The sequence below is a fragment of the uncultured Aquitalea sp. genome (genome assembly GCF_945957525.1).
Lineage (GTDB): Bacteria > Pseudomonadota > Gammaproteobacteria > Burkholderiales > Chromobacteriaceae > Aquitalea.
Map to the genome: position 1 here is coordinate 92,994 of NZ_CAMFLA010000004.1, position 21,188 is coordinate 114,181.

At 61.3% G+C, this 21,188-nt stretch carries 18 protein-coding genes; 9 read left to right on the forward strand and 9 right to left on the reverse strand.

Annotated elements, in window-relative coordinates; genetic code table 11:
- Positions 1 to 222: 222 nt before the first annotated feature.
- The 4 genes from tssI to Q0P52_RS05350 are packed head-to-tail and all read left to right on the forward strand — an operon-like array spanning position 223 to position 6,432.
- A complete protein-coding gene (gene tssI, locus Q0P52_RS05335) occupies positions 223 to 2,718 on the forward strand; it encodes a type VI secretion system Vgr family protein (RefSeq protein ID WP_293764477.1) in 2,496 nt (831 codons plus the stop codon).
- Complete coding sequence (locus Q0P52_RS05340) at positions 2,715 to 3,884, forward strand: hypothetical protein (protein WP_293764480.1); 1,170 nt, start codon at positions 2,715 to 2,717, stop codon at positions 3,882 to 3,884. The genes tssI and Q0P52_RS05340 overlap by 4 nt, the downstream gene beginning before the upstream one ends.
- Positions 3,881 to 5,092, forward strand: coding sequence for a hypothetical protein (locus tag Q0P52_RS05345; RefSeq protein ID WP_293764483.1), 1,212 nt, complete (start codon positions 3,881 to 3,883; stop codon positions 5,090 to 5,092). The genes Q0P52_RS05340 and Q0P52_RS05345 overlap by 4 nt, the downstream gene beginning before the upstream one ends.
- On the forward strand, positions 5,089 to 6,432 hold the full coding sequence (locus Q0P52_RS05350) for a sel1 repeat family protein (protein ID WP_293764486.1): 1,344 nt from the start codon (positions 5,089 to 5,091) through the stop codon (positions 6,430 to 6,432). Before Q0P52_RS05345 ends, Q0P52_RS05350 begins: the two co-directional genes overlap by 4 nt.
- A 101-nt stretch (positions 6,433 to 6,533) precedes the next feature.
- On the opposite strand, the gene Q0P52_RS05355 is transcribed toward Q0P52_RS05350, so the two are convergent.
- Genes Q0P52_RS05355 through Q0P52_RS05365 form a run of 3 tightly spaced genes read right to left on the reverse strand, consistent with a single transcriptional unit; the run spans position 6,534 to position 8,045 of the window.
- On the reverse strand, positions 6,534 to 6,974 hold the full coding sequence (locus tag Q0P52_RS05355) for a MarR family transcriptional regulator (protein ID WP_293764488.1): 441 nt from the start codon (positions 6,972 to 6,974) through the stop codon (positions 6,534 to 6,536).
- A 47-nt stretch (positions 6,975 to 7,021) separates the two neighbouring features.
- Positions 7,022 to 7,438 (reverse strand): hypothetical protein, encoded by a 417-nt coding sequence (locus Q0P52_RS05360; protein WP_293764490.1) that lies wholly within the window; start codon positions 7,436 to 7,438, stop codon positions 7,022 to 7,024.
- A 40-nt stretch (positions 7,439 to 7,478) separates the two neighbouring features.
- Positions 7,479 to 8,045, reverse strand: a complete 567-nt coding sequence (locus Q0P52_RS05365; RefSeq protein WP_293764493.1) for a YIP1 family protein — start codon at positions 8,043 to 8,045, stop codon at positions 7,479 to 7,481.
- 251 nt (positions 8,046 to 8,296) lie between these two features.
- On the opposite strand from Q0P52_RS05365, the gene Q0P52_RS05370 reads away from it, so the two are divergent.
- Positions 8,297 to 8,713, forward strand: coding sequence for a GFA family protein (locus Q0P52_RS05370; RefSeq protein WP_293813676.1), 417 nt, complete (start codon positions 8,297 to 8,299; stop codon positions 8,711 to 8,713).
- A gap of 6 nt (positions 8,714 to 8,719) precedes the next feature.
- On the opposite strand, the gene Q0P52_RS05375 is transcribed toward Q0P52_RS05370, so the two are convergent.
- Complete coding sequence (locus tag Q0P52_RS05375) at positions 8,720 to 9,517, reverse strand: helix-turn-helix transcriptional regulator (RefSeq protein WP_293764497.1); 798 nt, start codon at positions 9,515 to 9,517, stop codon at positions 8,720 to 8,722.
- Positions 9,518 to 9,662: 145 nt separating this feature from the next.
- Between Q0P52_RS05375 and Q0P52_RS05380 the strand changes: the two genes are divergently transcribed.
- Together Q0P52_RS05380 and Q0P52_RS05385 are read left to right on the forward strand one after the other, a co-directional pair.
- Positions 9,663 to 10,478 (forward strand): carbon-nitrogen hydrolase family protein, encoded by an 816-nt coding sequence (locus Q0P52_RS05380; protein WP_293764500.1) that lies wholly within the window; start codon positions 9,663 to 9,665, stop codon positions 10,476 to 10,478.
- A gap of 77 nt (positions 10,479 to 10,555) precedes the next feature.
- Positions 10,556 to 11,890: an APC family permease gene (locus Q0P52_RS05385; protein ID WP_293764503.1), complete on the forward strand. Its 1,335-nt coding sequence runs from the start codon at positions 10,556 to 10,558 to the stop codon at positions 11,888 to 11,890.
- A gap of 87 nt (positions 11,891 to 11,977) precedes the next feature.
- Here Q0P52_RS05385 and speA read toward each other — a convergent pair whose 3' ends face one another.
- The 5 genes from speA to Q0P52_RS05410 all read right to left on the reverse strand — a co-directional run bounded on the left by speA (position 11,978) and on the right by Q0P52_RS05410 (position 19,307).
- Positions 11,978 to 13,858: an arginine decarboxylase gene (gene speA / locus Q0P52_RS05390; protein ID WP_293764505.1), complete on the reverse strand. Its 1,881-nt coding sequence runs from the start codon at positions 13,856 to 13,858 to the stop codon at positions 11,978 to 11,980.
- A gap of 452 nt (positions 13,859 to 14,310) precedes the next feature.
- Complete coding sequence (locus Q0P52_RS05395; protein WP_293764508.1) at positions 14,311 to 15,600, reverse strand: FAD-binding oxidoreductase; 1,290 nt, start codon at positions 15,598 to 15,600, stop codon at positions 14,311 to 14,313.
- Positions 15,601 to 15,720: 120 nt separating this feature from the next.
- Positions 15,721 to 16,902 (reverse strand): polyamine ABC transporter ATP-binding protein, encoded by a 1,182-nt coding sequence (gene potA / locus Q0P52_RS05400; protein ID WP_293764510.1) that lies wholly within the window; start codon positions 16,900 to 16,902, stop codon positions 15,721 to 15,723.
- Between the two features lie 451 nt (positions 16,903 to 17,353).
- Positions 17,354 to 17,500, reverse strand: coding sequence for a hypothetical protein (locus Q0P52_RS05405; RefSeq protein ID WP_293764512.1), 147 nt, complete (start codon positions 17,498 to 17,500; stop codon positions 17,354 to 17,356).
- On the reverse strand, positions 17,493 to 19,307 hold the full coding sequence (locus Q0P52_RS05410) for a GGDEF domain-containing protein (RefSeq protein WP_293764514.1): 1,815 nt from the start codon (positions 19,305 to 19,307) through the stop codon (positions 17,493 to 17,495). Before Q0P52_RS05410 ends, Q0P52_RS05405 begins: the two co-directional genes overlap by 8 nt.
- Positions 19,308 to 19,469: 162 nt before the next feature.
- Here Q0P52_RS05410 and Q0P52_RS05415 point away from each other — a divergent pair, with 162 nt between their 5' ends.
- Both Q0P52_RS05415 and Q0P52_RS05420 read left to right on the forward strand, forming a co-directional pair.
- Complete coding sequence (locus tag Q0P52_RS05415) at positions 19,470 to 20,255, forward strand: alpha/beta fold hydrolase (protein ID WP_293764516.1); 786 nt, start codon at positions 19,470 to 19,472, stop codon at positions 20,253 to 20,255.
- 31 nt (positions 20,256 to 20,286) lie between these two features.
- On the forward strand, positions 20,287 to 21,072 hold the full coding sequence (locus Q0P52_RS05420) for an enoyl-CoA hydratase-related protein (RefSeq protein WP_293764519.1): 786 nt from the start codon (positions 20,287 to 20,289) through the stop codon (positions 21,070 to 21,072).
- Positions 21,073 to 21,188: the final 116 nt, after the last annotated feature.

A 21,188-nucleotide genomic window follows, 5' to 3' on the forward strand; every position in this document is an offset into this window, starting at 1 on the left:
AGCGACACACCCCGCGACAGCCCGGCCGTGGGCCAGCTCGCCGCGCCGCCGCCAAACCCCAAGAACATTGTCCTGACGCCTTTTTCCTTCGGCTTGTACCAGCTGCTTGGCACGCCTCCCCCTTTCTCCAGACCACCACCCCCATACCCCGATCGCTTGCACGACCCTCCCCCCTGTTTCAAGCTAAGCGACTGACATTCGATTAAACACGACACAATTGAAATGCCTAACGCATACAGCCTGATCTTTCCACGCCACCTGCAAGTCGACGCACTCTCAGTCCTCGAATTCACCCTGCTCGAAGCTCTCAACCAGCCCTACCAGCTCGACATCGCCCTCACTTGCCCCAACCCCCAGCTCGACCTCGCCCGCCTCATCCACCAGCCCGTCGCCTTCCGGCTGCAGCCTTCGGCCACGCTGCCCGGTGCCGAGGCCGCCGCTCGCCAGTGGAGCGGCGTGGTGCGGGAGGCCCGGCGCGGCCGCGTCAGCGCCGATGAAACCCGCTACCACTTTCACATCGCCCCCCGCCTGACCCTGCTGCAAGACCACTTCGGCAATCGGCTTTATCAGCGCACCACCGTGCCGGCGATGGTGGAAGACATGCTGCGCGAGTTCGCTGGCCTCACCGGCGCGGACTTCGAGTTCCGCCTCACCCGCGATTACCCGGTGCACGAGCACCGCACCGTGTATCAGGAGGACATGCTCGGCGCGCTGCAACGCCTGTGCGCCGACGAGGGCATCGCCTTTGCCTTTGCCCCGCAGCAGCCCGGCGACAGCGCGGAGAAGCTGCTGTTTTTCGACAACCTGGAGGGCTACGAGCGCGACAGCCTGCGCCACGGCCTGTACCGCGAGCAGGCCGGCCTGGAGGCTGCCGGCGAGATGGCGGTGTCGGCGCTGTCGGTCAGCCATCAGGGCATGAGCCGCAGCACCCGCCTGCGCGATCATAATCTGTACGACGCGCCCAACCGGCTGGACGTGGACGCCGGTTTTCAAGGGGAAACGCCCGCCGCCCACGGTGCGCGCTATTTCTATGGCGAGCACTACCGCCAGCGTGAGGATGGTGAGCAGCTGGCCCGCTTGCGGCAGGAGTTCAGCGTCAGCCGTCAGTGTCAGGCCGAGGGCGCCGGCAATCTCATCGCCAGCCGCCCCGGCGCGGTGTTGCGGCTGGACCGCGCGTTTGCCGAAGCGCCCCACGGCTGGCTGATTACCGAGGCCCGCCACCAGGGGTCGCGCCGAGAGGCTTACCGCAACCAGTTTCAGGCTATCCCGGCAGACCGGGTGTGGCGGCCTCAGCCGCTGCCCTGGCCGGTGGCGAGCGGTCAGCAAACCGCCACCGTGGTCAGCCCCGGCGACGGGCATTATCTCTACCCCTATCTGTCCGAACACGGTCACTACGTGGTGCGCTTTGACTGGGACACCCGCCTCAACACCCGCCCCGGCACCGATACCCGCTGGGTGAGACTGGCGCGGCCTTACGCCGGAGGCCAGTACGGCATGCACTTTGGCCTGCACGCCGGCGTGCGAGTGCTGATCGGCTTTCTCAACGGCAATATCGACGAACCCTATATCTGCGGGGCGGTGTCCGATAGCCAGCATCCCGACCTGCTCACCAGCGACAATCACAGCCGCAACATCATCCGTACTTGGGGCAAGAACAAGCTGCGCATGGAGGATTTGCGCGGCAAGGAGCACATCAAGCTGGCCACCGAGTACGGCAAGACCCAGCTTAATCTGGGCCACCTGGTGGACAGCGGCCGCCAGGGACGCGGCGAAGGCTTCGAGGTGCGCACCGACCACTGGGGCGCATTGCGCGCCGGCAAGGGCCTGCTGTTGTCCGCCCACGCCCAGCCGGGTGCCGGCGGCGCGCAGCGGGACATGGACGCGGCCATTCAGCAACTGGAGGCGGCCAACCGCCTCAGCGACAGCCTGGGGCAGGCCGCCGCCCAGGCCCAGGCCGAGCCGGTAAACCTCCAAGCCCAAGTGGATTTGCTCAAGCAACAGCTGGCCGACCTGCAACAAGCGGTGCTGTTGGCCAGCGCCCCGGCCGGCATCGCCCTCAGCGCCGGCGACAGCCTGCACGCCGCCGCCGGGCAGGACATCTCACTCACCGCCCAACAGCGCGTCAACGTCAGCGCCAAGCGTTCCTTCATCGCCAACGTGGGCGAAGCCATCAGCCTGTTTGCCGCCAAAGCCGGCCTCAAGCTGTACGCCAACCAAGGCAAGGTGGACATCCAGGCCCAGGGCGACGAGCTGTTGCTGTCATCGCAAAAGGACACGCAAATCCGCAGCCTGAAAAAGATCAGCCTGGCCGCGCAAGAGGAAATCGTGCTGACGGTGGGCGGCAACGCCCTGCGCATCACGGCAGACGGCGTCAGCACCTACGGCAAGACTACCGTGTATGGGCCGCTCTCGGTCACAGGCCTCAGCGGCAGCCCCCGCGACCTGGCGGCCCTCCCCGGCCCGGTCGGCCTGTTCAACCAGCAATTCCGCTTGCGCAATCCACAAGGCTTTGAGTGGAAGGGCCTGCCGCTCACCATCAACACCCCTGCGGGCAACTGGGTGCAAGCCAGCGACAAACAAGGCGGCAGCCACGCGCTGCACGACAACGAGCAGGCAGAAGTGGAGGCCGAGCTGCTGTGGATGACGTGGGAAGAGCCGCCCAACGACCTTGCAGAATCTGCCGAACCCGCCGACACCACAGAGAACGCCCCCCAATGAGCCAGAACAACATCAGCGCCAAAAGCCAACTGAACGACAAACCCAGCTCCGTTTGCTACCTGGACGGCAGCTACACCACTGCTTGGAGCCTGGCGCAGCAATTCGCCATTTTGCGCCTGTCTCCCACCAAATCGCCTTGGGGCCCACCTTGGGATATAACGCCTCTCAAAGCAGGCAAGGCGGAAACCACGGTTTATCGGCCCATCAAGGGTAGCAGGGCCGACAAGGCAGAGCGTGCCCGCATCATCGCCGCCACCTATGCCCGCTTCTATCTGGAGACTGAAGAACACGGCAACCCCAAGTTCAAAGGCCGTTACTACTGGATGGCCCTAGGTGCCTTCGCCAGCAAAACCGTAGCGTGCAATCTGGAATCGTTCGCGCTGAAATCATCTACCTCTCTGGGGCTGGATACGGTAGCAGACCGCCTGGGCAAGGGTAATTTCTGGCTGTTCCAGGATATTGCCGCCACCCACTGGCTATACAACTACGACCCGGAAACCTGTCTTACCGGCCTGGAAAAGCGCGGCTCGCCCTTGCACAGCTTAATGGAACATAAACTCACCGCCTTGCCTTGGGCTCCAGAATCGCTGCCCCTACTACAAAAGCTGAAATTGTCTGCCTATGCCAAAAATGGCATGCGACTGGTGAGGGAAATAGAAAAAACGCCACCTTCACTTAAAAAATACAGAGAAGTGCAACTAGAGCACTTACTAGCCATTGCCGATCACGAGCAACGCGAAGTGCTGCAAAAGCTGATCTACAACGATGCTGAATTTGTCAGATGGCTGAAAATACAGAGAGAGATTGATGCGGCTGCCGATGACGTTATCGCTATGCCGCCGATGCCGGAACAAGATGGCCCACTCACGGTCGCCTATGCCCTAAAACTGCTTATGCCACCCATGAAATTGGTCTTTGCCGCCGCCTGTGACTCGGAAGATAAAGAGCTGGAATCCAAGCCGGATGGGATAAAGGATTTCAAGCTGGAGGATGAGGGAAAGCGTATGAAGTGGATTGGGGAAGCTGCCAATAGATTCCACGACTTGATGTTTACCAGGGCGGACTATATGGAGGAACAACTTAAAATAATGGCAAACTGGCACAAGCCCACGCTCAACACTCATCAAATTGTTTTAAAACAGCACGACCTTTGGTGCATGCTATGAAACTGCTGATTCGTTTACTAACCCTCTTTATTATATCTGCCTGTCAACCCAGCCAAGGAAATCCACCAGCGATGCCAGACACTACCCGACCTATGGAAATCGTTCTCAAACTGGGAGAGCGAGGCGAGGACTTCGCCAAACGCTATGCCAGCTTATTGGATAAAGATGTACAACCTGCCGGTCTGGCATTTTATGAAATTGATATCAGCTCAAAACAGCAGGCAAACGCTCAACTTTCCCATGAGGGTTATAGCCTTACTATTCCATACCTATCTGGTGCTGTAGGTGTATTGGATTTTGATTACTCATCCTTGGGGATAGAAAAATTCAGAGTATATGTGGGATTAACCGCCGACAAAACCCTCAGCAACGAGGCCGCCCGCCTGTATATCAACAGCCTGCTGCAACAATTCCGCAGCAAAGGCTGGAAACCCTACTTTTATCTGTCAGACCCTCGATTAAGAGGCCAAGAGCAGTTCGAATATGCTCTCACAGGCCCACTCCTCGCTCTGGATGGTGATTACGACCTCACTCCGCAAAACTGGGAACGCATTGACTGGATTTCCAGCCCATTCTGGATGTTTTATGCTGACCATGTGTTTGCCAAACTTCAATTCAGGCGCTCCCCCACCTGGGAGGACCCGAACCAGCCCGGCGTGGCCATGCTCAGCATTGAATTTCAGACCATGGAAAACTCTATGCGGCTGGAGTTTGAAGAAAAAGACCGTCGCAACTGGCGCGCGCTCTGGCCTGCCAAGGCGCTAGACTATCGCCAATACCGCGACGCCGAAGAAATCCGCCAGCAGCAAGCCGGCAAGCATATCGACATCCACTATCAAGATCCGCCCATGCCGCCCGCCCCGGCCGGACAGCAAAATCCGCCGTTACCAATTGAAGTGACCCGGCCGGCCAACCCCGCGCTCAAACCCGTCTTGCAACAGCAGCCCAAGCGCGACTCACTGCCCATCGGCACCCGCTGTAAAACCGGCGAGCGCTGCCCGCAAGGCGGCGTCTGGCGGGTGGAAATGCCCGATGGCCACATCTCCGCTTACAGCCCGTCCATTCTCTCCGGCGTCTTCATCGCCAAAGGCGCCGCCATGCCTGCCTTCTACGTCATCCGCGAGCGCAAAAACTTCTTGCTGCAATATCTGTTCGGCTATCAGGAGGGCCATGAGCCGGTAGTCTGGAAATTGGCGGCCTACCAATGAACCGTCTCGCGCTCACCTTGCTGGGGGCCAGCCTGCTGCTGGCCGCCTGCAACGCCCGACCGGAACACGCCATGCCCGATGTAGCCGCCATTGACGCCAAACTCGCTTTCACCTGCGCCTACGAACAAGACAAACTGCCGCCGCTCAACCCCGAGGCCGACCAGCTGTTCCGCTATGGCCGCTGGCTGGACAAGAACAATGTGCTCAACCGCCAGCGCGCCGTCAGCGAAACCGTCGCCCGCTATTACCGCATCGCCGCCGCCCATGGCCATTACAAGGCCAATATCAATCTGCAGAACAACTTCAGCCACGGCGACATGGACGGCGACATCGAGGAAATGCTCAACCTCAACGACGCCCTCATCAAAGCCGGCGTGCCCATGGGCTACTACATCCTCGGCCACTACATCGAAAACGGCTTCGGCTACGACCAGAACGAAGAGCTGGCGCTGAAGATGTTCCGCCACGCCGCCGACCTCGGCAGCAAAGAGGCGCAATACTATGTGGGCGACCGGCTCACCCGGCTCACCATTTCCTATCCCGAGCCTTACGCTGTCGGCTTGCAAATGAAACGCTGCGCCGCAGAACAGGGTCATGGTAAGGCTGCGCAGGAAACCGGCATCAATCTGGCCGGCAAGCAGCAATACCCCGAAGCCATCAAGTATTACCAATTGGGAGCCAAGGCCGGCGATGCGGGCTCCGCAAGATGGCTGGCGAACGGTTTTAGCGAAGCAGACCCGGAAGACCCAACCTATCTGGGCGGCCACATCGATGCGGAACGCGCTCAACGCTATCGCGCCATCAGTGTCATCCTGCGCAACTACGCCTACGCCAACCCCGCCGTCCCCGAGCTGGACGACATCGTGCCCCTGCCACCGGCCAAGCTGCCGACGTGGGACGGCAAGATACAGTGGCTCAAAGACCACGAAGCCAATCTGCCGCCGCCCAAACCCAGCGAAGAGCTGATGACCCGGTTGGCCGAAGCCAAAGCCCTGGACCCCACCACCGGCAAGCCCGACCCCAAGCGCCAGCAGGCGCAAAAAGCCCAGGCCGCCCAGCTTGATGCCCTCGCGCCCCGCTCTGCGTCCGATTTGCCGCTGGGCACCTTGTGCCGCACCGGCGAGCGCTGCCCGCAAAGCGGCGTCTGGCGGGTGGAAATGCCCAAGGGCCACATCTCCGCTTACAGCCCGTCCATTCTCACCGGCGTCTTCATCGCCAAAGGCGCCGCCATGCCTGCCTTCTACGTCATCCGCGAGCGCAAAAACTTCTTGCTGCAATATCTGTTCGGCTATCAGGAGGGCCATGAGCCGGTAGTCTGGAAATTGGCGGCCTACCGATAGAGAACTATGCGCTGCTGTCTTCGTCTCGCCAACCCGCCGCCATGCATGGCGGCAACGTCAGCACATTGGAGCACCTGGCTGTCATCCCGACAGCCGCCCCCTCACCCCTGCAGAATGGCTTGCGCCTGCGCCAGCAAGTCCAGTGACAGATGACCGCCCACTTGCCTCAGGGCCAGCAGTTCGTCACGGTGCGCGCGCGCCATGCGCTGCACCAGCTCCTCGCCCTTTGGCAGCAAGCTCACCTCAACGCAGCGCCGGTCTTCCCTTCCCGGCGCACGCGCCACCAGGCCCTGCTGCTCGCTGCGGGTGATCAGGCCCACCACGCTGTGATGATGCGATTGCAGCCTTTCGGCCAACTCCGCCACTGTGGCCCAGTCGCGGCCGGGAAAGCCGCGTACTTGCAACAGCAGCAGGTACTGCTGCGGGGTAATGCCGTTGGCGCTGGCCAGCTCTTCGCTGAAGCGGAGAAACTGCCGCAAGCGATAGCGGAAATCGGCCAGCTTTTCAAAATCGGACTTGGACAGTTCCGCATCCTGTGTCATGGCGCATCCTGCCAAAAGCTGAAAACCCGTCTACGCTACCACAGCGCTCAGCAAGCCTCGACCGTTTCCGCATAGCATACCGGGGACGCGCGACACTCCTGCCCGGCCAGCAAAGCCAGGCGTTCGTTGAGCAGGGCCGCCATCTCGCGGCAGGCAGCCTGCTGCACCGGGCAATCCCCGGCCAGCAGGGTCAACACATCGTGTCGGGCGGCATCCAGCAAAAACCGCCAACGCGCTGGTTCCGCTTCCCAGCCGGCGCGCAGGGCCGCGGCGGCCACTTCCGCCCGCCCTTCTCGCAACAACGCCCATGCAGACAAGGCTGGCGATGGCGCCAACCCCGGCAAGCAACGTACCGCCGCGCGCCACGCCGGCGGCCACCAGGCGGGCGGGCGAGCCGCCAGCATCACGGCCTGGCCTGCCGGCGGCGGGGCATCACCCGCGGGATGTATTGTCACCTGTACCATTTTTGTCTCTCCTTGATTGGCTGGCATCGCCAGCTCGCAGTCAGCTGATTGCCAGCAGCAGTGCGGCAACCACCAGCGCCCACAGCAGCGCGCCGGCAGCCATCACTACATAGGCCTTGAACAGGGTATTGGTGGAATCGTCATGCTCGTACCAACCGTCCAGGCCGTGGTAGAGCAAGGCCAGGCTGCCCGCCAGCCCGGCCAAGCCGGCCAGCGCGTTGAAAGCGGGCCAGGGCAGCAGCAAGGATACGGAGGACAGCCACACCGGCCAGGACGCCAGCACCGCTAGGTGATAGCAATCCGCCAACGCCGGGCGCCGCGCGCCACTCACTACAGAGCGGGTGAACAGGGCCATCAGCCCCGTGCCAGCCCAGCAACACAAAAGAAAGGCCAGGGCTGCCACCTCCACGCCAACCGCGCTCAACTGGCTGCGATAGGCGTCGCCATGCCGGCCCAGGGCCAGCCACACCATGGCAGAGGCCAGCAAGGACCACGGCAAGGTGCCGTGCAGGAAGGCGGACAAGGAAGAGGGATGCCGGCGCGCGGCGTCGTCCCAGCCTAGATGCGAAGAAAACATCATTCTGACGGGCAGCAGGGGGTTCAACATGGCGGACTCCTTGGCGGAAACCTGGAAACATTCCAGCTACCTTTTTATATCGTATTACGATATATTTCAAGAGCCAACGGCACGCCCGCCACGTAAAAACCCCGATGCGCGCCTTCGCGGCCTGCGCTTAGACTGAGGCGACGACCAAGCCTGCGCGCTCAGGAGCATGGTCGGCAACGCCCGGCCTTCGGCCAACCTTGCAGCGGAAAGCGCATGCCCCCTGGCGCGCGCCGCCGCCAATGCGGAGAACGATGATGAGTGTGAAATATGCGGGACAGTGCCTGTGTGGTGAAATCCGCTACGAAGCGGACGGCGAGCCCTTGTTCGCCGGCAATTGCCATTGCAAGGATTGCCAGCGCAGCTCGGGCAGTGCTTTTATTCCGGCCATGATGTTCCGGGCAGACGATGTCGTCATCGCCGGCGCAGTCAGATACTTTGCCCATGCAGCCGGCAATGGCCACACCCACGAGCGCGGCTTTTGCCCACGCTGCGGCTCGCAGCTGTTCACCCGGCTCAGCCGCCTGCCCGGCGTGCTGGGCATCAAGGCAGGCACGCTGGACGACGCCTCACGCTATGTGCCGCAGCTGGATTTTCACGCGGCGAGCGCCGCGCCCTGGGATGCGATGGACCCCGCCCTGCCGAAGAAACCCGGCCCGGCGCAGGGCTGAGCGGCCTTACTCGCTTCTTGGCCGCAAAAAGGCGGAAAACAGCTCGGATTGCGAGTTGACGCCGAGCTTGGCGTACAGATGCTTCTTATGAACGCGCACTGTCTCCACTGAAATGCTCAACCTGCCGGCGATGGCCTTGCTGGAGTGCCCGCCCAGCATCAGCCGCGCCACCTCCTTTTCCCGCGCCGTCAGGCCCTTGTCGTCCAGGCCGTCGGCCGCGGACGACGCTTCCACCGGCAATGACAGCAACTGTGCCGCCTCAATGCGCCACCGCTGGCGCAACAAGGCCATCACCCAGGGCTGAACCATCGCCAGCAGGGCCATTTCCTCGGGGGAGTAACGCCTGCCGGCCCCCAGCGACAGACAAAGCGTGCGCTCATCGTCCAGCGGCAGGTTGAACTGCACTTCGTCTTCCACAATGTTGAGCCGGAAATAGCGCTGATAATAATCAGTGAACGGAAAACGGTCCGGCGCCACCTCATCCAGACGGATCAGGCCCGGCTGCCGGCTTTCCAGACTGGCCACATAAAACGGATCCAGCTGGTAAAGGCCTTGCAGGTAATCCTGGAACAGCAAATCCACGCCGCCGTCGGCCATCGCCTGCTCCGCCAGCACCAGCGGCGCGGCATTGCGCCTGAAAACCAGCGCCACCCAACTGTCGAATGCAAGATGGTCGCCCAGAGCGCCCAGCAAGGCAGGCCAGAACGCGGGCCGGTCCAGCTGTTCGATCAGGCGTCCCACCACGCCGTGCCAGGCCATGTCATGCAAGCGCAATTCCACCTCTACCCCAATCTGGTTACCCATTAGATGTAATTTTCATACGCCGTCGGCTACTTGATACTGCCCCGACGTGATCACGTACGACACGCTAGCACGCGCGGCGGCATGCGGACAAAATCCCTTGCCGACAAAGGGGCAAACCGCCCCGTCCCAACAACAAGGAGACAACATGATTGTGGAACTGGCCCAACTGGCCGGCGCAGACGGCGACATCGCCGGCAATACCGCCAGGGCCTTGCAAGCCATCGAACGCTGCCAACCCGATACCCGGCTGCTGGTTTTCCCCGAAACCTACCTCACCGGCTTTCCCACCGAAGACAACGTCGCCAGCCTGGCCTCCCCGCTGGACGGCCCGGTTCTGGCCCCCATCCGCGAAGCGGTGAAACGCAAGGGCATCAGCGTCGCCATCGGGTTTGCCGAAGAACTGGACGGCCGGCATTACAACACCACGGTGCTGCTCACGCCGGCGGGCGTGGCGCTGGCCTACCGCAAAACCCACCTCTGGGCATCCGACCAAGGCGTATTCAGCCCCGGCGCGGAACTGCCCAGCTGCCTGTGGGAAGGCCTGCGGGTAGGCATGCTGATCTGTTACGACATCGAGTTTCCCGAAACCGCCCGCGCACTGGCCCAGCAAGAAGTGGATCTGCTGATCGTCACCAACGGCAACATGGACCCATACGGTCCGGTGCACCGCACCGCCATTACCGCACGCGCCACGGAAAACCAGCTGTTCGCCGTGATGACCAATCGCTGCGGCCACGGCGACGGCCTGAGCTTTGCCGGGGAAAGCGCGGTGATCGACCCCATGGGCAATATCGTCGCCGCCTGCGGCCGCGATGAGCAGCAGCTACAGGTAAGGCTGGATCTGTCGCGACTGGCTGCCAGCCGCCGCGATTACCGCTACCTGGCAGATCGCCGGATCCGGCTGGCCGGCCGCGTTGTTGAAGGAGAAAACGGACTACGCAGCTACCGTATCGCCGACTGACCGCGCCCTACGCGGCCAAGAGACAAAAACAAGCCCGTGACAATAAAACAGCAAGCATGGGCGGCAAAGGAGAAACAATGGAAACGAAACAATTGGAGCGCACGCTGACGCTGGGCTCCGTGGTGCTGTTCGGGCTGGCCTACATGACGCCCATCATCGTGCTGGGCACATTCGGCATTCTTGCCCAGATGACGGCCGGCATGGTGCCCGCCTCTTATCTGGCGGCGCTGGTGGCCATGCTGTTCACCGCTTACAGCTACGGCCGCATGGCCGCCGCCTTTCCGGTGGCCGGCTCGGCCTACACCTATACCCGCAAGTCGCTGCACGCCAAACTGGGCTTCCTGGTGGGCTGGGCGGTGTTGCTGGACTACCTGTTCCTGCCCATGGCCATCTGGCTCATTGGCGCGGCGTATCTGGCCTCGGCCTTCCCGCATGTGCCGATGTGGGTCTGGGTACTGGCTTTCATCGGCGTTACCAGTCTGATCAACATCATCGGCTTGCGCATGGCCAACACGGTGAATTACCTGATGATGTTGTTGCAGTTTCTGGTACTGCTGGCCTTTGTGGCGCTATGCATCCACTACGTGGCCGGCGACGCCAGCAAACCGCTGTGGGATCTGTCGCCCTTCTATCGCGGCGACATGAAACTCCCCATGGTCATGGCCGGCGCCGCCGTGGCCTGCTACTCCTTCCTCGGTTTCGACGCGGTGAGCACGCTGACTGAAGAAACCCGCGATCCGCGCCATACCATTCCGCGCGCCATCATGTGGATCACCATCATCGGCGGCATCATTTTCGTGGCGGCTTCCTATTTCGTGCAGCTGGCTCATCCCTCCACCCGGTTCCAGAACGTGGACGACGCGGCTTTTGAAATCGCCCGCAACATCGGCGGCGATCTCTTCGCCAGCCTGTTCCTGATCGGCCTCATCATCGGCCAGTTCGCCTCCGGCCTGTCGGCGCAGGCCAGCGCTTCCCGCCTGCTGTTCGCCATGGGCCGGGACAAGGTGCTGCCGGGGGGCTTCTTCGGCAAACTGCATCCGCGCTTCCGCACGCCGGTAAACAACATCCTGCTGTGCGGCGCGGTAGCCTTGCTGGCGCTGAAGCTGGATGTCACCACCTCCACCTCCTTCATCAACTTTGGCGCATTCCTCGCCTTCAGCTTCGTCAACCTGTCGGTGATCGCTCATTACTATGTGAGACAGCGCCGCCGCACCCCGCGCGATTTCTTCCTCTTCCTGCTGTTTCCGCTGATCGGCATGCTGGCCGACCTGTGGCTGCTGATCAGCCTGGACAGCCGCGCCATCATGCTTGGGCTGGCCTGGTTGGCCGTCGGTGTGGCCTATCTGGCTCGGCTTACCGGCTTCTTCCGCCGCGAGCCGCCGGAACTGGATTTCGCCGAGGCGGAGGCGTAAACCGCCGGAATGCAAAAAGCCCGCCTATTGGCGGGCTTTTTTACGGGTATCGTCCAGGCGGATCGGATCGATCCGCCCTGGCCGGCCTTACACAGTCAGATAGGAAGACTGCTTCAGACCGCGACAAAACTCGGCGAAAAACACATTGCGCTCGTCGCTGCTGAGGTCGGCCGCGCGCGCTTTTTCTTCGTAGCGGTTGAGGATTTCCTCCGGCGACAGGTGCACATAACGCAGCATGTCTTCGATGGTGTCGTGCTCTTCCACGCCGGAGAACTCCAGCTTGCCACCATCGCGCACATAGACGTTCACCGAATCGGTATCGCCGAACAGATTGTGCATGTCACCTAGGATTTCCTGATACGCGCCAACCATGAAGACGGCGATCAGATATTCATCGCCCTCCTTCACGTCGTGCACGGACAGGCTGGACTCAATGCTCTGCTGATCGACGTACTGCTTTACCTTGCCGTCGGAATCGCAAGTAAGATCCTGCAGCACCGCGCGGCGGGTGGGCTGCTCGCCCAGGCGATGCACCGGCATGATGGGCAGAATCTGATCAATGGCCCAGGTATCCGGCAGGCTCTGGAACACCGAGAAATTGCAGAAATACTTGTCGGCCAGCTTGTCGGTCAACTCGTCGTACACCTGACGCTGGGAACGCTGGCTGGCTTGCAACTGGCGATGCAGACGGCGGCACAGGGTGGCGTGCACCTCTTCGGCCAAGGCCTTTTCCTTCAGCGAAATGCGACCGGCCGAGTAGAGATCGGACACGTCGGACACATAGTGGCTGGCGCGGTAATAGATTTCCGTGACCATTTCTTCATCGGTCAGGTCCATCAGCTCGAACAGCTTGCGCACCGGTTTGGCCAGCGCCTTCACGTCTTCCACTTCCGGCATGCTGTCCGGCAGGCGTTCCACATCGGTCACGTTCATGATCAGCACCGCGTGGTGCGCGGTCATGGCGCGGCCGGATTCAGACAGGATGCGCGGATGTGGAATGCCGTTTTCGTCGCAGAACTCGGCCAGCATGGACACGATCACTTGCGCGTACTCGTCCATGTCGTAGTTGATGGAGCTGGCATTGCGCGAGTGCGTGCCGTCGTAATCCACGCCCAGGCCGCCGCCCACGTCCACATGGTCAATCGGCAGCCCCAGCGCGCGCAGTTCGGCAAAATAGCGGATGGCTTCGCGGAAGCCGGCGCGATAGTCGCTGATGTTGGCAATCTGCGAACCCATATGGAAATGCATCAGGCGCACGCAGTCGGACATGCCGGCTTCGGCCAACTTGTCGGCGGCGGAAATCAGCTGGGCGGCGGACAGGCCGAACTTACCCTTGTCGCCGCCGGTATCGGCCCACTTGCTGGACGCCAGCGAAGACAGGCGGACGCGCATGCCCAAGGTCGGGCGCACGCCCAGCTTGCGGCTTTCCTGGATGGCCAGGTCCACTTCCGATTCTTTTTCGATGACGATGAACACCTGATGGCCGAGCTTTTGCCCGATCAGGGCCAGGCGAATGAATTCGCGGTCCTTGTAGCCGTTGCAGATGATGGTGCCGCCCTTGGGCGCCAGCGCCAGCACGGCCATCAGTTCCGGTTTGGAACCGGCTTCAAGACCGATGGACACGTCGCGGGTGGCGATGATGCTCTTCACCACCGCCTCTTGCTGGTTCACCTTAATCGGGTAAATGGCGGTGTAACGGTTGCCGTAATTCTGGTTGGCAATCGCATTGTCGAAGGCGCGGCACAGGCGAGTGACGCGATCCTGCAGGATGTCGGGAAAACGCACCAACAGCGGAAGATCCAGACCTTTCGCACCCAGTTCACCGCACAATGTGTGCAGATCGATGCGTGTTTCGTGGCGTGCATTTGGCTGCACTTCAATGCAGCCATTCTCGCCGATATCAAAATAACCAGACCCCCAGTGCCGGATGCCGTACAGGCTCCGGCTATCAGCCACAGACCAAGCCATGAGATTTTCCCTCAATGTTTCGATGGATAAATCCCGCTCCTTAGTGCGCGGCGTTCGGGCTACAAAGCTTTTATGTGGGCCTGGGATGTCGGAGCGAAACGATGTCGATTTTTTTGTCGTCGTGCAATGCAAAACGAGCGCGGATTTTAACAACATCACGCAGCTTGACAAGTAAAAATTTCATGACGGGCCTCTGCGTCAAATTTAATCAACACCCGCCTCACCCGCATGTCCTGTCGCCGCCGCGCCCTGCAGACGAAAACGCCAAAAATACTTATCACCAAGCACTGATATTGCCACAGCACCGCTACCGGCCGCGTCAAGGATTTTCAACGCCCCCGGCCCGGCGAAGGCAGCCGCCGCGCGCCCACCCCTCCCGACAACCATCGCAAGGACGTAAAAAAACCGCCTGCGATGAGGCGGTTGTGCTTTTGAATCGCCATGCCGGATTGTCACAGGCAATCCAGCAGCCGGTAGTAGGTCATGCCCAACACCAGCGCCGGCGTGCGGAACAGCTTGCCGCCGGGAAAATCGCGATGCGCGATGCGGCTGAACAAATCCAGCCGGGCAGCCGTACCGGCAATGGCTTCCGCCACCACCTTGCCGGCAATGCCGGTCACATTGACGCCGTGTCCGGAAAAACCTTGCATGTAGTAGACGTTGGCCGAAAGGCGGCCAAAATCCGGCGCGCGATTAACAGTGATATCGCAAAAACCGCCCCAGGCGTAGTCAATGCGCGCATCCGTCAATTGAGGAAACACCCGCAGCATGTCGCTGCGCATGGCTTGCGCCAGATTGGCCGGCTCGCGCCCGGAATAACTCACTTTGCCGCCAAACAGCAAGCGGTGATCAGCCGACAGCCGGTAGTAGTCCAGCACGAAATTGGTATCGCACACCGCCATATTGTTGGCGATCAGGCTCTTGGCCCGCGCCTCCCCCAACGGTTCGGTGGCGATGACATAGGTGCCGGCCGGCATGATCTTGCGCTCCAGCGCCGGCACCAGATGACCAATGTAGGAATTGCACGCCAGCACCACATGATCGCAGCGCACCTCGCCCGCCTCGGTTTTGAGCCGGGGGCGCGCGCCCTGTTCCAGCGCCAGCACCGGCGTCTGTTCGAAAATGCGCACCCCGGCCTCCAGCGCCGCCCGCGCCAGACCCAGCGCGTAATTCAGCGGGTGAATGTGCCCGGAACGGGGGTCGAACAAACCGCCCTGATAACGATCACTGTCCAGCCGGCTTCTCAGCGTTTCACGATCCCACAACACCATGTCCGGGTAGCCGTACACCTCTTCCGCTTCGCGCTGCCAGTCTTCCAGCTCGCGCATGTGCTTGGGCTTGATGGCGGCATTGCAAAAGCCGCGCGTCCAGTCGCAAGCAATGCCGTGCTTGCGCACACGCTCGTCAATGATGTCCACCGCCTCCACCGACATGTCCCACAAGGCTCTGGCCGCCTCCTTGCCCACCTGGGCCTGCAAGGTATCCACCCCGCAGGCATAGCCCGCGATCACCTGCCCCCCGTTACGACCTGAAGCGCCGTACCCAACCGTCGCCCCTTCCAGCAGCACCACGGAGAAACCCTTCTCCGCCAGATTGAGCGCGGCGGAGATCCCCGCCAAGCCGCCGCCCACCACGCAGACATCGCAAGCGAGGGACTCGTTCAAGGAAGGTTGCGCGACCCAGGGGTTGGCCGAAGCGTGATAGTAGGAAGGCGCGTGAGGCTGATGGGCAAAGCGAAGCATGTTGACCTCGACAAGACGGAAAGGCGCGAAAACAGAATGTGACAGCAACAAAACAGCAGGCGAAAAAAGAGCGGACGCTCCGCAAGGCGCATCCGCTCCCTCCGCCGTCAGACGGCCAGATTACATGGTGAGGATCACCGGCGCGTCGGTGCGCCAGCTCACATACACCTGATCGCCCCAAGTCGGCGCGGTCTCGCCGGCATCGTACCAGCGGGAGGACGGCACCACGGTCTTGACCACTTTGCCGCTGGCCAGCTTGATGTGATAGATGGAGTAGCTGCCCATGTAGGCAATGTTTTCCACCACGCCGGCGGCCATATTGGGGCCTGCCGGAACCGGCTTGCGATCCAGACGCACGTCTTCCGGACGGATGCTGGCCCACACGTGCATGCCCTTGGGGCCGGTGATGCCGTGATCCACACTGACCACGCCGCCCAGCTCCGCCGAGGTGATTTCAACGCGATCCGCCTCGTCCACCGTGACGGAGCCTTCAAACATATTGCTCTCGCCGATGAACTCGGCAGTGAAACGACAGTTCGGGTACTCGTAGATGTCCGTCGGCGAACCCACTTGCAGCAGACGACCTTCGCTCATGATGCCGATGCGGTCGGCCATGGTCATCGCTTCTTCCTGATCGTGGGTCACCATGATGCAGGTCACGCCCACTTTCTCAATGGTGTTGGCCAGTTCCAGCTGGGTTTCCTGACGCAGCTTTTTGTCCAGGGCGCCCAGCGGCTCGTCCAGCAGCAACAGCTTCGGGCGCTTGGCCAGACTGCGAGCCAGCGCAACGCGCTGCTGCTGACCACCGGAAAGCTGGTGCGGCTTGCGGCTGGCGTACTTGCGCATCTGCACCAGATCCAGCATCACATCGACGCGGGCAGCGATTTCATCCTTCGGCAGTTTGTCCTGCTTCAGGCCGAAAGCGATGTTCTGCGCCACGGTCATGTGCGGGAACAACGCGTAGCTCTGGAACATCATGTTGACCGGACGCTCGTACGGCTCCAGACCGACGATGTCCTGGCCGTCCAGGATGATTTTGCCGGAAGTCGGCGAATCCATGCCCGCCAGCATGCGCAGCAACGTGGACTTGCCGCAGCCCGAGCTGCCCAGCAGGGCGAAGATTTCGTGCTGGCGAATTTCCAGATCCACATGGTCTACGGCGACATGTTCGCCAAACTTTTTCACCACGCCGCTGATCTTCAGATACGGCTTGTCGGTGGTTGTGCCGCCCTGAACCTGCTTGGCAGCCTGTGCGCCAGCAACTGATTGAACCGGCTTGGTGGCCGCTACAGCATCCGTCATGATAGTGCTCCCTCCTGCGAACCCAGCCCTGGCTGGTGTTTCTAGCGTGTTTGGTGACCTGAATTATAGGGTCTGCCGCCGGTTAAGGCAGCCTGCGCCGCCATTGTTCCGGCATCTATTTCCGATTTCAAAACAATACCAGTCCCGCGCCGCAAAGGGCAGTAGGGCATTGCTTGGAAATCAGGGAAAAATGATGTGAACGGCGAATGAATGCACTGGAACGAAGCCTGAACAGACAGGCTGGGCAGCTCTCCCCGAACGGAGTCGAACTGTACTGGCTGACGTGTTGCATTGATGGCTTCTCCCACACTCTCCCGGACTACCTTGTCAGTCCCGCAACCCCTATCCGATCGATGCCGGTTTCCGGGTTGCCTGCAGCTTTTTCCGGGCACTCTTCGTTGCCCGTTTGTTGGAGAGAAGCCTAGCTTACGTTTAATAAATTTGACAAGCCTCAAATAAAAGCTTGATCAAAAGTTGCAGGTGCGTGTGGCTTAATCGCCTCACCATAAGCATGGTGCACCTGCAGCATTTTCATGGGTTTGATCATTTCCACATCAAAACACCCGATCAGGCCCACTCTGTTTAATTGATCAAACATTACCCCGAACCGAGGAACCCGCAGTGGAGGCAGGCCGACGGCGATCGACAAACAGGCTACTGCCGGCAATCTTCTTGGCCTGCTTCTTGGCCTCCGCCGTCGCCGAACCGATTTCATAGTGCGTCAGGAATTGGCCGGGAGGCACTTTGACCACCCCGATGGACAGCGTCGACAACGGGAAAAACGACAGCTCGCCGGTTCTGCCTGCCACCTGAAAGCCGCCCAACGCCAAATGCTCGGCCGAGAACAACTCCCGCACCCCCGCATCGAAGGCAAGCAGCGCATCCTGCAAGCGCTGTTCCCAGTCCGGCGACTGCAACAGCAAGGCAAAATCGTCCCCTCCCACATGCCCGACAAAATCGCGCTCGGAATCGGCCGCATCGGCCAGCAGACGCCCCACCAGCTGAATCATTTCATCGCCTGCCGCATAACCGTACAAGTCATTGAAAGGCTTGAAATTGTCGAGATCCACATACGCCACCACAAACGGCACCTCGGCCGCCAGCAGTCGATCTATGGTCTCCGACAGCGGCACATTGCCGGGCAAACCGGTCAATGGGTTGGCATAGCGCGCGGCGGATATCTGCAGCTCCGCCATTTTGCGCATCAGTTCGAAGCCGGTGCCCATGCCCAAATAGCAGCCCTCATCGGTAATGATGAAGCCATCAACCAGATAGCGCTGTTCAGCCGCCACCACCAACGCCGACAGTTCGTGCACACTCATGTCGGCGCTGACAATCAGCGGCTGCTTGTCCATCATCTGCGCGCAAGGCTTCTTGCCGTACAACTCGCGGTTGAATGGCCGGGCAAAGCTCTCCAGCAAATGATGCCGGCGCAACAAGCCCACCGGCACCCCCTTGTCCACCACGGGAATGGCGAAGCAGGACGGATCGCGCGCGAATCGCTGATAGGCCTCTTCGTTGGGCACGCGCGGATCCAACGCATCCACCTCGCGCAAAAGATCGCGGGCAGTCGGATGGCTTTGCCAGGCCGGCCGGGCGCAGCCTTTCCAACGTACGCCGGCGATCGCCAGCTGGGCATCCAGCGCCGGCGCTGGACTGGGGCGTCCCAAGAGATAGCCCTGCCCGTAACGCACGCCAAGTCGCTGCAAGGTGCGCAGTTCTGCAGCGTTTTCTATGCCTTCAGCAATCAATTGCGCGCCGGACTGACGCGCAATATCCACCATGGAACGGACAAACTGCTCCTTCAGCGGGTCCACATGCAGATTGTGCACAAAATGCTTGTCCAGCTTGACGAAATCCGGTCTCAGCTCGGACCAGAGCCGTAGATTGGAAAACCCCTCGCCCAGATCATCCAGCGCAATGTGAAAGCCAGTGGAGCGGTAATGGCTGGTAGCCTGCCGCAGCGCCTCGTAGCTGCCGCCTGGCGAAGTCTCGGTCAGCTCGATGATGATGCGATCGGCGGCAAGCCCCAGCGATTTGACCAGCGCCAGCGTGGCCCCCTGCCGATGATCCGGGGCCAGCAAACTGGCGGGACACACATTGAGAAACAGGAAGCCCGCATGTCCGAGTTCGGCAAACCTCTCCATCACCACCTGCCGGCAAATGCGGTCCAGCATCACCGTGCTGCCGCAGCGTGCAGCTTGCTCGAACAACAGCACCGGGGAGTGCAGCGTACTATTGGAGGGGCCGCGAATCAGACCCTCATGACCGATCACCCGTCCCGACTCGAGGTCCACGATGGGCTGGAATACCGGCTGGAGGTTACGCTCTTCGATGATGAGGTCGAGCTCGGCGCAGCGCAGCACGCCCTCCTCCAGCTCGACTCGACCGACCAGGCAATTCATGCTGACTTTCGCGCAATGAACAAAGACAAGCACTGTAAACGGCGGGCATGACAGTCCGGTTACATCCGCCACACGCCCGGCGGCTGGTCTTGCCCGGCCAATACGGCCTAGAATGAATCATGACGGCGTAAAGCCGCGCACTCACCGGGATAAGGAGGCGTCATGCCGCATGTCAACCTGCAGGGTCATTCGGTGTTTTACGAGGTCAGCGGACAGGGCTCGGACGTACTCATGCTGTTCAACGGCATCACCATGTCCACTGTCGCCTGGATGCTGATGACGCCGGCGCTGGAATCGCGCTTCAAGCTGGTGCGGCTGGATTTTCTCGGCCAGGGGCTCAGCGACAAACCGGCCGGGGAAAAATACCCGCTGCCCGAACAGGCGGACCTCGCCGCAGCGCTGCTCGATCACCTCGGCATTGCAGAAATCCACCTGCTGGGCCTCTCCTACGGCGGCATGGTCGCCCAGCACTTCGCTCACCGCCACCCACAACGGGTACGCAAGCTGATGCTGGCCTCCACGTTGGCTTGGTCGGACTCCGTCAACAATTACATCAGCCAGAGCTGGATAGACGCCAACCAGGCAGGCGGGCTGGATCTGCGTTACACGACCAGCGTGCCCTGGCTGTTTTCCAGCCGCTTTCTCGCCGCCAACGCCGCCATGCTGGAAGACATGAAAATCATGGCCGGCATGGTGGACTGGGACGCGGTCATCCGCCTCATCAACGGCGTTAAAGAGCACGACGCCCGCAACTGGTTGCCCACACTGGACATGCCGGCGCTGGTACTGCTGGGCGACGAGGACAGACTGACGCCGCTCTACCAGGCCAAACTGCTGGTGGAACGTTTGCCGAACGCCCGACTGGAAACCCTTCCCGGCGCGGCCCATGTATTGCATATTGAAGCAGTGCCCGCGTTCACCCGCAGCATCCTCGCCTTTTTCAACTAATGAAACGCCGACAACAACAAGGGGAAAAACAGTGAATGAACCCGTTTTGCTGAACGTATCGCCGCAGGGCGTGGCCACCGTCACCCTGAACCGGCCCGAACTGCACAACGCACTGGACGACAAGACCGTGGACCTGCTGCAAGCCACGCTGGCCACGCTGGCGGAGGACAATTCCGTGCGCGTGGTAATCCTCACCGGCGCCGGCATCAGCTTTTCCGCTGGCCACGACGGAGACTGGCTCAAGCGCATGGCTGATTTTTCACCGGAACAGATCGAACGCGACGCACGGCGCCTGAGCGGCCTGCTGCAAACGCTGGACCGTCTGCCGCACCCCACCATCGCCCGCGTGCAGGGTTCCGCCTTCGGCATTGGCGCGGGGCTGATTGCCTGCTGCGATGTGGCCATCGCCGTGTCGGAAGCCCTGTTTGCCTTCTCCGACGTCAAGCTGGGCGTTATCCCGGCCATCTCCGCACCCTACGTCATCCGCGCCATCGGCGAGCGAGCGACGCGACGCTATTTCGTCACGGCAGAGCGCCTCAACGCCGGCAAGGCCAAGCGACTGGGACTGATTCATCAAACCGTGGAAAACGATGAACTCGACGATGCCGTAGCCCACATGGCGCGTTCGCTGCTGCTCAACGGCCCGCAAGCCATGACGGCAGCCAAGCAACTGGTGCAAGCCATCGGCCAACAGCCAATCGGCGAAAAAGTGATCGAACAGAGCATCGCCACCATCGTCGCCCTGCGCAGCAGCGAAGAAGGCCGCGAGGGCGTCAACGCCTTTCTGGAAATGCGCAAACCCGGCTGGGTGCGCTAAGAGCAGCCAAAAAAACCGCGCAGCCCTGAACCAAGACGCGCCAACGCAGGCTGCACGCAGCGTGCTGCAAGGTGGCCCGACGGAAAATCAGGAGTCATGGCGGCAGGTTCAAGCGC